The organism is Micromonospora sp. KLBMP9576 (assembly GCF_050941805.1).
GTDB lineage: Bacteria > Actinomycetota > Actinomycetes > Mycobacteriales > Micromonosporaceae > Micromonospora.
The window spans coordinates 3,161,494-3,176,563 of the sequence record NZ_CP194567.1; the positions used below are offsets into that span (position 1 = coordinate 3,161,494).

Annotated in this window: 14 protein-coding genes; 8 read left to right on the forward strand and 6 right to left on the reverse strand. The window is 71.7% G+C overall.

The window, feature by feature from the left end:
- Positions 1-22: 22 nt before the first annotated feature.
- From ACQ452_RS14130 to ACQ452_RS14145, 4 genes are all read left to right on the forward strand, one after another.
- Complete coding sequence (locus ACQ452_RS14130; protein WP_433393847.1) at positions 23-499, forward strand: DUF1992 domain-containing protein; 477 nt, start codon at positions 23-25, stop codon at positions 497-499.
- Between the two features lie 329 nt (positions 500-828).
- Complete coding sequence (locus tag ACQ452_RS14135) at positions 829-1,659, forward strand: nitroreductase/quinone reductase family protein (RefSeq protein ID WP_433393848.1); 831 nt, start codon at positions 829-831, stop codon at positions 1,657-1,659.
- A 258-nt stretch (positions 1,660-1,917) separates the two neighbouring features.
- The gene (locus ACQ452_RS14140) at positions 1,918-2,364 is read left to right on the forward strand and encodes a DUF6194 family protein (RefSeq protein WP_433393849.1); all 447 of its coding nucleotides are present in this window, start codon (positions 1,918-1,920) and stop codon (positions 2,362-2,364) included.
- A gap of 208 nt (positions 2,365-2,572) precedes the next feature.
- Positions 2,573-2,659 carry a zinc ribbon domain-containing protein gene (locus tag ACQ452_RS14145; RefSeq protein ID WP_433394143.1) on the forward strand — a complete coding sequence of 29 codons (87 nt, stop codon included), beginning with the start codon at positions 2,573-2,575 and terminating at the stop codon, positions 2,657-2,659.
- Between the two features lie 9 nt (positions 2,660-2,668).
- On the opposite strand, the gene ACQ452_RS14150 is transcribed toward ACQ452_RS14145, so the two are convergent.
- Positions 2,669-3,073: a hypothetical protein gene (locus ACQ452_RS14150; protein ID WP_433393851.1), complete on the reverse strand. Its 405-nt coding sequence runs from the start codon at positions 3,071-3,073 to the stop codon at positions 2,669-2,671.
- Between the two features lie 39 nt (positions 3,074-3,112).
- Here ACQ452_RS14150 and ACQ452_RS14155 point away from each other — a divergent pair, with 39 nt between their 5' ends.
- A complete protein-coding gene (locus ACQ452_RS14155) occupies positions 3,113-6,040 on the forward strand; it encodes a CHAT domain-containing tetratricopeptide repeat protein (protein ID WP_433393853.1) in 2,928 nt (975 codons plus the stop codon).
- Positions 6,041-6,043: 3 nt separating this feature from the next.
- Positions 6,044-6,481 carry a hypothetical protein gene (locus ACQ452_RS14160; RefSeq protein WP_433393855.1) on the forward strand — a complete coding sequence of 146 codons (438 nt, stop codon included), beginning with the start codon at positions 6,044-6,046 and terminating at the stop codon, positions 6,479-6,481.
- Positions 6,482-6,504: 23 nt separating this feature from the next.
- Here the strand turns inward: ACQ452_RS14160 and ACQ452_RS14165 are convergent, their stop codons facing one another.
- From ACQ452_RS14165 to ACQ452_RS14180, 4 genes are all read right to left on the reverse strand, one after another.
- On the reverse strand, positions 6,505-6,777 hold the full coding sequence (locus tag ACQ452_RS14165) for a nucleotide disphospho-sugar-binding domain-containing protein (protein ID WP_433393857.1): 273 nt from the start codon (positions 6,775-6,777) through the stop codon (positions 6,505-6,507).
- On the reverse strand, positions 6,735-7,244 hold the full coding sequence (locus tag ACQ452_RS14170; RefSeq protein WP_433393859.1) for a hypothetical protein: 510 nt from the start codon (positions 7,242-7,244) through the stop codon (positions 6,735-6,737). The genes ACQ452_RS14165 and ACQ452_RS14170 overlap by 43 nt, the downstream gene beginning before the upstream one ends.
- A gap of 318 nt (positions 7,245-7,562) precedes the next feature.
- A complete protein-coding gene (locus tag ACQ452_RS14175) occupies positions 7,563-7,760 on the reverse strand; it encodes an alpha/beta fold hydrolase (RefSeq protein ID WP_433393861.1) in 198 nt (65 codons plus the stop codon).
- A gap of 209 nt (positions 7,761-7,969) precedes the next feature.
- Positions 7,970-8,980 (reverse strand): tyrosine-type recombinase/integrase, encoded by a 1,011-nt coding sequence (locus ACQ452_RS14180; RefSeq protein ID WP_433393863.1) that lies wholly within the window; start codon positions 8,978-8,980, stop codon positions 7,970-7,972.
- Between the two features lie 914 nt (positions 8,981-9,894).
- Here ACQ452_RS14180 and ACQ452_RS14185 point away from each other — a divergent pair.
- Positions 9,895-10,422, forward strand: coding sequence for a hypothetical protein (locus ACQ452_RS14185; RefSeq protein WP_433393865.1), 528 nt, complete (start codon positions 9,895-9,897; stop codon positions 10,420-10,422).
- 58 nt (positions 10,423-10,480) lie between these two features.
- Positions 10,481-11,323, forward strand: coding sequence for a hypothetical protein (locus tag ACQ452_RS14190; RefSeq protein ID WP_433393866.1), 843 nt, complete (start codon positions 10,481-10,483; stop codon positions 11,321-11,323).
- A 2-nt stretch (positions 11,324-11,325) separates the two neighbouring features.
- On the opposite strand, the gene ACQ452_RS14195 is transcribed toward ACQ452_RS14190, so the two are convergent.
- A complete protein-coding gene (locus tag ACQ452_RS14195; RefSeq protein ID WP_433393868.1) occupies positions 11,326-14,814 on the reverse strand; it encodes a CHAT domain-containing protein in 3,489 nt (1,162 codons plus the stop codon).
- Positions 14,815-15,070: the final 256 nt, after the last annotated feature.

Below are 15,070 nucleotides of genomic sequence, written 5' to 3' on the forward strand. Positions count from 1 at the left end.
GGGCCGGGGGAGGTGCCGGCAGGTGGACAGTTGGGAAGCCAGCGTCGAGGCGCGCATCCGCGCCGCGCAGGAGCAGGGCGAGTTCGACGACCTGCCCGGCATGGGAAAGCCCCTTCCCGGCCGCGGCCAACCGTACGACGAGTCGTGGTGGATCAAGAGTTTCCTGGAGCGGGAGAAGCTGCCCACCGATCTGCTGCTGCCGACGCCGCTGCAGCTACGCCGCCGCATCGAGCAGCTACCCGACGAGGTGCGTGACCTGCCGACGGAGGAGTCCGTGCGCGCCTTCGTCGCCGATCTCAACACCCAGATCGTGTCGTGGCTGCGTACGCCCACCGGCCCCCGGGTCTCGGTGCGACCCGTCAACACCGACGACGTGCTCGCCGGCTGGCGAGCCGAGCGGGAGCGCCGCGCCGCCGCACCCCCGGCGCCGCAGCAGCCCGCGGCCCCGCCACGCCGGCGCGGCTGGCGGGTGCCCTGGCGCCGCCGCACGGCGGGATAGCCGCGAGCAGGAAGCCGTCGTCGGTCGCCCGCCGACCGCACGTGCTTGCCGGCCGGGGCCGCCAGCACTAGGGTCAGATCCGTGACTGCCGGGTCGGCCATGGGCCACGAGCGGACAGGGCACCCGGCCGACAGGTGAGCCGGGGGCGGGCCCGTGCGCCGCCGACGCTGCGCCCCCGCGGGTGTTCGACACCCCGTCCCACCACAGCGCGCTCCAACCCACCGTCCACGCCGGCCGCGCGCCGGCGTATCCGCGTCCTCGCCGCCACCGGTCGCCGGGCGGGCGATCCACCGTGGCCGCATCCTCCTGCCCGAGCAGAGAGCAGAGCCTTGCCCAACGACTTCAACCAGCAGATCATCGACGAGTTCCGCGCCAACTCCGGGCGGGTCGGTGGGCCCTTCGCCGGTGCCCGGCTGATCCTGCTCACCACCACCGGCGCCCGCTCCGGGTCCCCCCACACCACCCCGGTCGGCTATCTGCCCGACGGCGAACGCATCCTCGTCATCGCCTCGGCCGGCGGCGCCCCGAAACACCCACACTGGTACCACAACCTGCTCGCCGATCCACACGCCACCGTCGAGGACGGGGTCTTCACCTACCGGGCCCGCGCGCAGGTGCTGACCGGCGCCGAACGCGACACGATCTTCGCCCGGGCCGTGCAGGCCGACCCGGGATGGGCCGCGTACCAGGAGAAGACGACGCGGGTGATTCCCGTGGTGGCGTTGCACCAGGTGGCGGGCGGGCCACCCGAGGCCGCGTCCTGGGGAGCGGCGCTCAAGCTGGTCCACGACGCGTTCCGCCGGGAACTGGCGCTGATCCGCGCCGAGGTCGCCCGCTCCGGCACCGGCCTGGGCGCGCAGCTGCGGGTGAACTGCCTGACCTTCTGCCACGGCCTGCACCACCACCACCGCAACGAGGACGACGGCATGTTCGCCGCGCTCGACGGGCAACGCCCGGACCTCGCCGCGACCCTGGACCGGCTGCGCGACGAGCACCGCCGTATCGCGGCGCTCGTCGACCGTCTCCAGCAGGTCGTCGGCGACCCCGACGCCGACCCCGCCGAGGCCCGCCGGGAGGTGGAGCGCCTCACCACGGAACTGGAGGACCACCTGACGTACGAGGAGGAGCAGCTCATTCCCGTGCTCGACGGCACCCGGTAACGGCAGGCGGCAGCGCCCGCGACCGGATCCGGCGGCCGGCCGGCCCCGGTCGCGGGCGTAAGCCGTGCCACCGGGGCGGCCCGTCCCGGCCGGCGGCCGGGTTCAGCCGTCGTGGGCCGGCAGCTCAGCCCGACGCGGGTCCGGTCAGGGCCGCGTCCGGCACCCGCCGGGTTGCGCCCGGATTTGAGGCTTTCCCGGCCAGGAACAGCGCAAATCGACCAGAAGCCTCAACAACCATTTCAATGAAAAAATTGAGGCATGGAGATAGCGGATCTGAAGCGGTACGTCTGCGAGAGCTTCGACGGGGTCGACACCCTCGAGGCGAACGGCGACACCTTCTTCGTCTACGACCCGGGGCGGGACCTGCCCGCCGAGCGGCAGTTGCCGTTCGCGACGATCGTGACCGGCGACCGCTACGACGACGCCTCCGCGCTGGACCGCACGGGCGCGTGGCGGCTCAACATCGGCCTGACCCGCGCGACCTACCGGGCGCTGTTCGCACCCCGGCGGGGGCCGGACAGTGCCGTCGACCACGCGGTCACGGACACCGTGCTGCCGCACCCGGTCTACGCCCCGCAGCACTGGGTGTGCGTGGTGAACCCCGGCGAGGCGAGCGTGGACGTGGTGCGGCGGCTGCTCGCCGAGGCGTACGACTTCGCGGCCCGCAAGCACGCCAACCACCGGTCCCGGCGGGACCCGTCCTGAGATCGGCCCCACGGGCCACGACGGCGGCGGCCACCGTCCACGATCGAGCGGAGCCGGTCGACGGTGGACACGGGCCGTCGGTCGCCCGGCACCGACCGATGGGGACGCTCCGGTCGCCCTTTCGATCGGTGATGGGCGCGTCGAAAGCGGGTAACGTACGGTGCCGAAGCGGTGACCTGGGGCCGATCGACGTCGGAAGGGAACATCGATGATCGCGGAAACGGTGGAGTGCGCCTACTGCGGGCAGCCGAAGTCCGATCGGGTGAACAAGTGCCCGCACTGCGGCAACGGCTGAGTCAGCCGATCACCGCACCCTGACCTGCATGACCTGCCCCTCCGGGTCGGTACGCACATCGAACGGGCGCTGGTCGGCGGTACCCTCCGCCGACCATGACCTGTCCACGAGCTGCGCCACCTGCGTGATCTCGATGGTGCGGTACCCGGTCGAACTCAGATGAGCGGTGATCGTCGACGCGATGCCGGCTGCCGTCGGCGCGGGCCGCCGCAGCAGGAAACCGCGGGCGCGCAGCTGGGTCGCCACGGCCTTCAGCACGTCATAGCTGAAGTTCCCGGTGACGCCCGCCAGGACGGCTTCCCGCAGGAAGTCACCGACGTCGAGGGTGTGCGCCGCCGCCGACAGTTCCTCCTCGACGAGCCCGTCGAGCAGGAGAGAGGAACCGTCGTCCAGCGACACGATCAGTTGCGTCATGCGCACATGCTGGCAGACCGCCGCACCGGGAAGGAGCCCGTGAAGAGTCACCCCGTGCCGGCCCAGGTATGGTGGCTCGGCTTCTGGCGGACCGCCGAGCACGTGCACTGGTGGCTCGGCTCGGACATGCGCCTCGTGGCCGAACCCGGTCCGCTGGCGGTGGGTTCGATTCCCGCCGAGCGGCTGGCCCGGCCCCTGGCCGCGTTGCAGGCCGCGCTACCCGGCCTGCTCGCCGAGGAGCGGGCGGCTCTGGCCGGGATCGACAGCCGCATCCGGCAGGCCGTACCGACCGACGCCGACCCCACGTCGACGGCGTCGGTCATCGCGAGCCGGATAGAGCTTCTCGGCGAACGGGTCGCGCTGCTCAACTCGGCCGCGCGGCGCTCGTGGACCGGCGCGATGGTGACCCCCGCCGAGAACCTCGCGCTCTGCCGTGAACTGGGCACCATCCTGCTGCCCCGCGAGCTGCGAGAGCGGATCAGGACGGCGGACGCGGAACACACGAGCGTCGTCGTCGCGCCCGGCCCGGGGCTTGCGACCGTACCGTGGGAGCTGCTCGTCATCGACGACGAGCACGACGTACGCCTGGTCGAACACGCGAGCGTCCTCGGTGGGATCAGCCCGGGCCTGCTGGTCAACCTGGCCGCGCCGGCGGCGGCCTGGACCGGCGGTGGCCGGGCGCTGCGGGTCGTCGACCCCACCGCGGCCGGCGTCGGCCGCATCTATCCCGACGGGGTGCCCGCGCAGTGGCGCGAGCGCACCGGCGACGGCGACGCGCTGCTCGGCGCCGACGCGGCGGCGGGCTGCTCGGCCGCCGAACTGGCCGTGACCCTGCGCTCGCAGACGTGGTCGCGACTGGTGTTCGTGGGCCACGCCGCGGCGGCGGATGCGACGATGCCGACCACGGCGGGCCTCGAGTTCGCCCCCGACGTGGCGACGGGGGAGTCGCGGCTCACCGCCGGGCGGTGGCTCCGGGAGCCGTCGCGGTGGCCTGCCCCGCGGCGGGTGGGCTTCATCGCCTGCCAGTCGGACGACTCCGGGTACGCCGAGCAGGTCGGCCTCACCCTGGCGGCGTTGAACGCCGGTGCCCGCACGGTGATCGCCACCCGTTGGAGTCTGCCGAGCGACGGCTCGGAACGCCTGGTGTCACGCGGGGGGCAGATCGGTTCGGCCACGACCGGGCTGGCGCTGGCCGTCGACGCGGCGCTGGACACGATCGACCCCGTCCGGGCCGTCGGCGCGTGGCAGCGTGACCGGCTGCGGTGCTGGCGCAGCGCGGGCAGTGACACCGAACGTCGCCGGCACGCCCCGCTGGTGTGGTCGGCACTGGTGACCTACGACATCCCGGACGCCGCGACCCGAACGATCCCGGGGCTGGACCGGCCGGCGCCGCCGCCCACGAGCAGGACAGGTCGGCCCGACGCCCCCCGGGCCCTGCCGGCCTACGCCCCCCGGGCCCTGCCGGCCGGTGACCCGGCCGAGACGGCGAAGACCAGCATGGCGGCCGGCACCCGGGCGTTCGGACACGCCGACTGGTCCGCGGCCCGGGCGCACTATCTCGTCGCCCTCGACGCCTTCGGCGCCTGCACCGACCGCAAGGGTGTCGCCGACGCCACGACGAACGTCGGCAACACCGCCTACTTCCTGGGTGAGCTCGACGAGGCCGCCGAGCGCTACCGCGCGGCGCTGCCGCTGTACCGGGACCTGGGTCTGGACCGGCAGGTGGCCGTAGTCGAGCAGAACCTGGGCAACGTCGCGTTCCAGCGTGGCGAACTCGATGTCGCCGCGGCGCAGTACCAGGCTGCCGCGCAGGCCCTGCTCAGTGGCGGATTCCGTCGCCACGCCGCGGACACGCTGGTGAACCTGGGTGCCGTCCTGACCGAACTTGGCCGTCCCGACGTCGCGCTCGCACGTCTCGTCGCGGCGGGCGACCTCTACCGGGAGACGTGCGACGGCGTCGAACTGGGACGCAAGCTGGCCGAACTCGACCAGAACATGGGGCTGGCGCGGGCGGGGCTGCGCGACTTCGACGGCGCCCGCGGACATCTGCTGGCCGCCCTGCGGCACTGGCAGGCCGGCGAACCCTCGGCGGAGCGCGCGGCGCGCACCAACCACAACCTGGGCCTGGTCGCAGCTCGCGCCGGCGACCTGCCGGAGGCGCAGCTCAGGTACGCCGAGGCGCTGGCCCACTTCGACGCCACCGGCCACCAGCACGAGGCGGCCGACGCCCGGCTGGGCCTGGGGACGATCGCCCGCCGCCAGGGCGACGCGGCCGAGGCGCGCGCGAACTTCCGACGGGCGCAGGAGCAGTACCTGCGGACTGGGCAGTGGTTGGCGTACGCACAGGCCTCGTTCAACGAGGGACTGACCTACCCGGACGACAGCGCCCAGCGGTTCGACCTGCTGGCCGCCGCGTGGGCCGCGATGCAGTCGATGTCGTGGCGACTCGCGCACGTCAGCGAGCGGGCCGGCTGGCGCGCGGCCCTCGACCACGCCCATGACGGGGTCCTGGAATCGGCCCGCCGCAGTGGCCGGCAACGCCAGTTCGCCGAGCTGCTGGAGTCGCTGCGGATTGCCGGCACCCTGCGCCGTGGCGTGCCGGCGTCGCCGCCCTCGACGGCCACCGACCGGGACGCCCTCTACGTCGAGCCCCTGCCGCCGATGACGCTCGCCGCCGCACCGGCCGGACCATGGGCGTTGTCGTCGGCCGCCGACGAGGCGCCCTGCGACGCGCCACCGTGGATCGACTGCGGCTGGCCGCCCACGCTCGTCGACGTCGTGACCCGCGCCGAGGAGATGATCGCCATCGCGGACGTCCGGGCGCTGCCCATCCGCCGGGGCGTGGTGTCGCTGATGCCGCTGCTGAACCGCGCCCCGTACCCGGGCACGACGACGGGGCCGGCTGCCCGGGACCGGGGCGTTCCCGGGCAGCACCAGCACGATTCCCGGACCGACCAGCGGAGGTAGCGCATGTTCGCACTCGAGATGACTCCCGGTGCCCGAGGCACCGCGGTGGAAACCCTCTACCGCCTCGTCGACGCGGTGGGGCTCGTGATCACCGTGCAGGGCTCCGGCGACCTCGAGCAGATCGTCGGCGACATCGTCCGAGCGGCACCCCGCCTCCAGGAGGACCACGAGGTGGGCGCCAGTGGCCTGATCACGAGCCGGGTGGGCCTGTACCGCGTCGTCTGGGGCGCCCTGAAGTGCCCCGGTGGAAGCCTGGCCGTCCTGGTGCCGCTGTCCGGGTACGAGGGGCAGAACACCAGCGACTGGACCCGACACTTCATGCACGAGGTGCTGGATCCGATCCAGGCCCTGTCGACCCGGGGCTACTCGGTGGGCGGAGGCGGCAACGGGAGGGTGACCCGACAGGACTTCTGCCAGGCCTTCAAGCACGCGCACACCTGAGGGTGGTCGTGGCGCGACTACCCTCAGACCAACTCCTCGATGAGGTCGGCGGCGCGGGACGTGCCGCCCTCGGTGCGTACCTCGGCGCGCAGCAGCGCCGAGGTACGGGCGACCTCCGCGTCGCCAACCAGGTCGACGAGGGCCGCCCGCAGGGTCTCGGCGGTGGCGTGCGGGGTGTCGACGCGGCGGGCCACGCCCAGTTCCACGAGCCGGTCGGCGTTCATGAACTGGTCGACGGCCTGCGGTACGGCGATCATCGGCACGCCGGCGAAGAGTCCCTCGCTGCTGCCGCCCATGCCGGCGTGGGTGCGTCGGCGCCCGGTAGCTGCCACAGTTGCGCCGCGACGTCCTGGTGGTAGCCGTCCCAGGCCACCATCGTGGGGGAGAGTTGCAGCACGGGCCGACCCTGCGATTCGGCGAGGGCCCGCGCGGCGTAGGCGCCGATGTCGTAGAGGTAGAGGTCCGCCGGGTCGTGGTCGTAGGTGGCGCGCAACCGGGGCAGCGCGTGGATGGCGTCGTCGAGGAAGAGGCCCATCGCGGCGATGGGGTCGTCGGGCCAGTCGTTGTCGGCGACCGGCAGCCCGGAGGCAAAGGGGACGAGTTCGGCGCCGGTGCCGGTGATCAGGTCGGTCACCGCCGGGTCGTTGGCGTAGGTCACCCGGTGCCCGCGTGCCACCAGCTCGCGGATGATCTCGATGCTCGGCAGGACGTGGCTGACGGCGGGGACGCCGACCATCGCGATGTGGGCGCGGCTACGGGACATGGGGGATCACTCTTCCAATCGGTGGTGCGAGGGGACACGGCAGGTGTTACACCGAGCGGCTCGACCGCGGCGGGTGCGGGCACGGCGGGGTGGTTCCTCACTGGTCGCGGTTCGTGGCCGGTCCCATGATCGCGGTACCGCGCCCGTCGCGGCACCGGGTTTACCACCTGCCGCAGCCGGAGCCCGCCCGCCCTCGACCGGCTCACGACGCCGACCGGTGCGGCCTCACCCCCGCTGTTCTGGACCCACGTCGCCCGTACGGCGAAGTCAAGCCCGACATGACCAGCCGCCTGTGGCCCGACTGCGGGCGGCTTGGAATCAGATCGTATGGCGGATTATCGAGCCGGCGATCCGATCGGTGAGCCCTGGCGAGAAGAACGGGTGATGGCCCATTCCAGGCACGATCTCCAGATGCGCCGCCGGGATCTGCGCCGCGAGGGCTTCGCCGTGGGCTTGAGGGAACAGCGGGTCATCGCTGCCGTGCAGGACCAGAGTCGCAGCAGTGATGTGGGACAAGGAGGCCCGCCGGTCGTCGTCCCAGCGCCGATCGGCCAGGTCGTGATTCGAGGCGGCGCTGCCAGTCGGGCGGGCCTACCAGTGAGCCGGCAGCCCGACTCCCCGAAGCGGCCACGTGCGGGGGGCCGCATCGCCCGCTGCCCCGGACCGCCTCGACCTGATGCGCGCCGGCAGAGCCTGCTCCGCCACCACACCGCAGCGGGCGACGCTCACGCCCGTACGCCCGGCGGCGGTGCCGCCAACGCCGCCAACGCGCGATTCGTGCGGTTGGACCGCACCGCCTCACGCTGCTGCCCGGCCGTCACCTCGATGTACGTCTGCGACGACGCCAACGACGCGTGCCCCAGCAACCGCATGATCTCCGCCGCGCTCGCCCCGTCCTCCGCCAGCCGCGTCGCGAAGGTGTGCCGCAACGCGTGCAACCGCGCCCCGCGCGGCACCCGGTCGGTGATGCCCGCCCGCCGGTAGCAGGACTCCACCAGATACTGCAGCCCGCCCCGGCGCAGCGACTCACCCCGGCGGTCCACCAGCAGCGGGGCGTCCGCGCGCACCGTCCGCGACCCGAACCGGCGGACCCGGCTGTCCAGGTATGCCACCAGCACTCGATCCAGATCCGGCTCGATCGGCACCACCCGCGGCCGGCCGCCCTTGCCGGCGACGTCGACCCGCCGTTCGCCGGCACGACCCGTCAGCGAACCCACCCGCAGGGCCAGCAGCTCCGACAGCCGCAGCCCCGCGCAGAGCGCCAGCGCCAACACCGCCAGGTCGCGCTCCGGCCACGGGTCGTGCTGGCGGCCCTCCTGCCGGGCCACCGAGGCGAGCAGCCGCTCGGGGGTGTCCGCGCCGCGCAGCGGCTTCGGCTGGGGGAGTGGCGCCCGGGGACGACCGACCGCCGGCATCGGGTTGCCGGCGACCACCGCGTCGGCGACGAGGAAGGAGAAGAAGCTGTTCCAGGTGGACCAGGCCCGGTGCACCGACGCCGCCGCGCGGGGAGCGGCGAACCGGGCGAACGCGGCGCGCATGACGCGGGCGGTGAGGGCGGCGACGGGCAGCTCGTCGAGGGGGAGGGGAGGGTTGGTCTCCTCGGCCGCCAGGGCGGCGACGGCACGCAGGTCCCGCCGGTACGCCGCCAGGGTGTGGGGGGAGGGCTTGCGGGTGGCGCGGGCCGTCAGGAACTCCTCGATCAGCCGCAGTACCGATTCGTCCTGTTTGTCATGCATAAGGGATATTATGCATGACTTTCGGGTTAGTCGGCAAGGGCGGGGAGAGGGGCACCTGGTGCGGTAGGCGGCGAGCGTGGCGCCGCGAATCCGGCAACGACGCTCACCGGCGGAGGGTCGGGGCGGACGGCGGTGGCCACCGACGCCCGTCGCGGCGCGCGGGCGCGGGGAGCCGTCGAACCCGTCGGGAGGTGCGGGCTGGCCGGGACCGGTTTCGCGGACGCCCGTGTCGCGGCTCCGACGAGCGTGACCGGGGGTGTTCGGGTCGGTGCAGGTCTGCGCCGGCGATCGTCGACGAGGCGGGCTGTTCGGGCCGGCGTCGACGGTGGCAGGTCTTCCTGAGCCGCCCGGTGGCTTCGTGGCGGCCGTCCGGCAGGCCCGGCCGTGCCTTGTCGCCAGCGTTCGCCCGCATGTGCGGGCATTCGTCCGATCATGGAGCCCTCGCGCCGATGTCCCCGTGGTGTGCGCGCGTCCCGCCGAGTTGGTGTTCGTCCGACCTCGGCCGAGGGAGGGCCCCGTCCTGCGTTACTTTACATAATGTGCATTATCGAACCAGGGCCGCTGGCGCGTGCGGGCCAGCGGCCGCACGGGCAACCCGTCAGTTCTCAGTCATCTCGAGCCGTTCTCAATAACTCCAGCCGCTCTCGAGTCCTCCCACACCGAGCCGGGCCGGTCTGGGCCTGGGTGATCTCGTCCAAGTCCAGTCCATCGGTCACTCCCGCCGCAGGTGACGAATGCGGTCCTCGGTGGACCCGGTTCTGCTCCACGTAGTGCTGCCCTCCCCCTCCTGCGGCCGTAATTGGTGCGCCGGGGTGCTGGGGCGAAGCCGAGCGGTTGCCGTGGGCAACGAGGCGATAGTGTCACGCCTCCCGCCATGGTGGCGCACTCGTGGGGACATGCGGGAGGATGGCCGCATGGCACGACCGCATGTCAGCCTTGTCGGTGAGATGGAGATCAGGCCGGCGGCCGTGGCCCTTCCTGGTCAGCGGCCGTTCGAGGTCCGCGACGATTGGATCGTCACGGTCGACGAGGGCGGCACGAAGGTCATAGCCGCTGTGCCGGCCGCGATGGACTGCACTGGCGGCCCGGTGGCGGAGCGCGACATCATCGTCGTCGACGCGGCCTGGCCGGTGGCCGCGGCACTGAACAGTCAGGCGTTCGACGAGGCTCGATGGCCACCCACGGTGGTGGTGCGCGCCGGTGACAAGATCGTAGGCGTCTGGGCCGACGAGGACCTGGCCGACGTCTGGCCGCACCGACAAGCTCGTGGCAGCGTGGATGTCGGGCTCCCGGGCGACGTGCGTATCCCGCTCCTGCGCCGGCGTTGCGGCTTCCGAGACAAAGCCCGTTGCAGCGCACGCCGTGACTTCGAGGCCCGGCCTCACGCAGCCGTTCAATGCTCAAACCCCGACGGGTTCGCCGACCACCATTTTGTCTGGTGACCGGATGCTGAGTGCGGCGATGACCCGGGCCTCCGGGTGGCTCACGCTCCGTGACACCGTGTCCCTGCTGGTCCCGACGCTGGTGTTCGTCGGGTCCGTGTTTGCCCTGATCGCCCGGGCCGTCGGGTGGTCACGGACCCAGGAATGGGCCAAACAGCTCGACGGGCTGCAGGCCGGGTTGTTGGGCCTCGCCGCAGCGGTCGCGTTGCTCATCGCTGCGTTGCTGCTGCAGTTCTCGTTATTGCCGCTGACCCGGCTCTACGAGGGCTATTGGGGATCGTCTGGCCGGGCTCAGGACTGGGCCTGCGGGCGCCAGCTGCGTCGGCGGGAACTGTTGTCGGAGCAAGGCGGCTACCGAGTCACCTATCCACGCTATCCGCCGAATGGGGAGGACATCAGACCGACCCGTCTCGGCAACGTGTTCCGGGCGGCCGAGGCGTATCCGGAGGATCGGTACGGCATGGATGCCGTGTTCTTCTGGCCCCGGCTCTACCCGCTGCTTCCCGAGCCGCTGCGGGCCGAGCTCGTCGGGGCCAGGTCGACCATCGACCTGAGCCTGGTTTCGGCGACTTTCTCGGGTGCGCTGTCGGTGCTGATCATCGCACTCGCCGGCATCGCCGATCTGGGGTTCGCGCGTACGCTGCTGCTCACCGCTGGCCTGTTTCTGCTCGCCCGGCTGCTGTATCTGTGGTCGGTTTCCGCCGCCATCCGGTACTGCGAGCTGGTTCGGTCAGCCTTCGACATTTCACGACGGACCCTGCTGGTCTCGTACGGCGTCCGTCTACCGGCGGCGCTGGCCGAGGAACGGCAGATTTGGCTGGCGTTGGGCCAGCTGTTGTATCGGGGCGGGGTCAGCGAGGACCAGGAGGACGTGCTCCGGCTCAAGGCCGACCCGCCCTAGCGTCATGGTCCGAAGTGCACGAACGATGCCCAGATCGAGGGCTTGTCCGGGTAATCGTCGCGTAGCCGGAGGACAGCGTGGTGCAGCGCCCGCGCGGGCGAGCCAGCCCGGGCCAACTCGCCGTAGAAGTCGGCCGCCACCTGCGGCCCGACGTGGTCTGCGGCGGCCCAGAGCGTAGCGATCACATGTCGATAGCCCGCAGCCTGGAAGGCCGCAGCGAGATGATCGCCGGCACCGATGTCGAACGGTGAGGCGTTAGCCGAATGGCAGGCCGACAGGTACGCCAGCTCGGCGTTCACCGGGGTGAGCCAGCCGAGGCGGTTGACGGTTAGGAAGCCGTTCGACAGATGGAGCTGCGCGGGCACGCCGCCCACCGGAGGCGTGGCGTGGCAGACGAAGTGCGCGTGGTCGTGCGCGGGCAACAGGGCGGTCACCGAATTGATGGTGGCCTCGGCGCCCACGAGTGAGCGAGTCAGCCGTGGCTCCAGGGCGGCCAACTCCTGTGCGGCATGCCACAGCGGGGCGGCGCCGTCAATCTCCGGTACCGCGACCGCGAGCAGCCGGGGTTCCCCGTTGGTGAGGCGCCGGCCGCGGCGGACGTGGTGCAGCATGCCGAGGGTTGTGGCGTAGGACGACACCGCCCGGTCCAGCACGTAGGGACCGCCAGGCCGGCCGGCGGCGTGCAGCGGCAGCACGGCCAGGGGGCCGGCCGGCAGCCACCAGATCCGGGGCAGTTCGGCCGGTGGTTCTCGGTCCGGGGGGTGGATCCGGCTCAGGACCGGCTCCGCGACGGTGTCCCACAGCCACGCTTGTGCCTCGGTGAAGGCGACGGCGAGTTCGGCGCGGGCATCCTTCGACAGATCTCCGGCCTGGACGGAGAGGATGGCAAGCATTATCCGGCGGTACTGCTCGTTGATGTCCGTCAGGGTCAAGCGTGGCAGTTCGATCTGAGTCGCGCGCCCGTCGCCGATGATCAGAGCGGCGCATCCCTGTCGGCTGGTGTTGATGATTACCGCGTGGCCGTCGGGTACCGCGGCGAGCAGCGTGGGTGCGTCGGTCGGCAGCCGCCACGGCTCATCGGGCACCGTGTGGCGAACCTTGACCTCGAAGTCGCTCCAGCGGGCCAGGAACTCGTAGCGGGTGTCCTCGGACAGGACTTCGCTGCTCACCTCGTTCGCGAGGCGTTCATTCTCTTCGAAAAGGGCCTCGACCGAAGAGAACGCGGTCAGGTCAAAACTGTTCTGTAGGGCGCGTACGCGCTCCCGCACGATGGCGAGAACCGGAACGAACGCCTCGATGAAGTCACGCGGGATCTCGCCGTTCGTTCCTTTCCGGTACGCCTGGATCGCGTCCAGAAGCTGCGCCATTTCCTCGGCCAGCTCCGGCCGATGGGCTCGCAGCCAGCGCAACTGCTCGCGGAGCTGGAGTGTCTGGCCGATCTGAATTCCGCGCCCCTGCTCCAGCAGAGCCAGCGCCGTCTCCGGGCGGTTCGCGGCCAGGGCGCAGGCGGCGCCGTCTTCCGCCGCACCGAACCAACGTCGTTTCTGCTCTCGGCGCTCGGCCGGGTACAGCGGCTTTCGGGCCTCGCGGGCGAGGAGGTCGACGGTGGTCCGGTAGCTGTCGGCGGCTATCGCGTGTTCGCCCGCCGCGGCAGCCGCCTGGGCCAGGAGGTAGGCCGCGTCCGTCCGGTCTGTGGCCGGGGCCGCCGGGTCGTCCGCGACCCGTCGAAGCAGGTCGAACGCGACGTCGTGGTGGCCGACCCGGTTTTTTAGCAGCAGTGCCGCGAGCCGGATCCGGTGCAGGTTGGCTGCTGTCGGTCGGGCTTCTGTCTCGACGAGGCCGCGCAGCAGGCTGATCGCCTCACTAGCGTCGGCCGGCCGTCCCCGGCGGCCTAGGTTCTTGGCCAGCAGGCCCCTCATGTCCCGGATCAGCTCGTCGGCTCCGGTGCTCGTCGTCGCCGCGGTCAGTGCGTGGCGGGCCGCATCGATGGCCTCGTCGTCGTGCCGGTGGTTTTCCGTGGTCTCGTTGAGCCGGGTGAGGGTGAGTGCGAGGAAGAACCACGAGCGGCTGTCGGCGGTTTCGCGCGTCGTCCTCCGGAAGCTGTCGGCGAGCTCGGTGAGGGCCTCGGGGCCGAGGGGTGAGGTGGACAGGAGGATCTTCATGCTGTGGTCGATGGCGTGCGGTGACAGTGCGCGCTCGACCTGCAGGGTGCGCAGCAGCTCCGCGGACGCGCGCTTGTCCTCGACGTTGCCGGTCAGCTGATGGCGGTCGAACAGCCAGAAGGCTAAGCACTCGCGCGGTGCCGGCGTTCGTGGATCAAGGCGTGTGGCCACCCGTGCGTCGCGTATCGCCTTGGTGAGGTCGGGCAGGTGTCCGGTCAGCTTGAAGCGCCGCTGCCACGTCGAGGCGAGTTGGAACCACAGTGGAGCCGTGGCCGGGTCGCGGTGGCCGGTTTCGGCTATCGCGGATTGTAGCTGTACGGCGGCGGCGTTGATGACCCTCGGATCCTCGGTGAGAGCTGCAATCAGGCTGACCGTGGTGAACCATTCCTGCCGAAGTTGCATCGGCACGTTGTCGCCGTACCCGGTGATCGTTTCCTGAAGCAACCGGGAGGCTTGCTCGATGTCGTCCTGGAGCACGAGTGCGCCCATCAGGGTCAAGCGGGCCCAGAGCATCGCGTCCGGGCTGGCCCCGCTCTCGATCAGCGGTGCCGCGATGCTGACGGCCGCTTCGAGGTCGTCGGGGTGGCCGGAGTGCTTGAACCGGGTCAGGTGGCATCCGGCGAGTTCGGCGAGCAGGAGATGGTTTCGCGGCTGGAACTGACTCCGCAGAATGATCACCTGGCGGCCCGTGGCTCCCGGCGGTTGATATCCCCGCTGTATCCATCCCCGCAGGAGGATCTCCGGTGGGTCGGCGTGCGGCCGGAGATGGGTCAGGTAGTCCACGATCTCGTCAGGAGCGGCCAGTTCACCCAGTTCTGCGGCGCTCTCGTAGGCAGTGGTGCAGGCCAGCAGCTCGCGCAGTGCCGCGTCGCCGGACGTGTTCAGAAATCGGGACCAGCGGAGTTCACCGATGCGCAGCAGTACCTCCTGGTCGGGGCGGCACTGCGACGTTGCCAGCTCGGCGAGCGCTTCCAGGGCGGGCAGGTGCCGGTCGGTCTGGTCGTTCAACACCAGCATGCGTACCCGGCTGACGAAGACCCGGGGGACCCGGTGGATGTCGTAGGCGGCGAGACAGGTCAGGACGTCGAGGGCGCTCTCGTGCACATGGCCTGCCAGACCGGGATCGTCGCCCGCGACCGCGTCCGAGAAGCGGAGGTAGAACTCGGCTAGGGCGGCGAGTTCTTCGGTCGCCCCGGCGAGGTCCGGGAGCGCCAAGATCGAATCGAGCAGCTCGTTCGCAGCGGCGACGGTCGTCTCTGTGATGGTGATGCACGACCGGAGCGTTGCCGCCGCGGCGCGGGCTCTGGCTACGCCCTGCGGATCTGGCATGAGCAGAGCGTGCCGGTCGATCGCGGTCGGGTCAACACACGCAGCGGGCCGGACGAGGCCGCGGACGCCGTCGAGTCTCGCCGGCTCCGGCGGTGGTGCTGATGGCACCGCCACTGCGGTCGCGTGGGCCGCAGGGCACCTGCGGCGCCGTGTACGTCGACCGGCTGGGCACGTCCAGCGGGGTGCCTGCTCCCCCAGACCGGATCCCGTCCCGATGGCCGGCGTCGCTTGGTGGACGCCGACGGCTGTCGTCGTC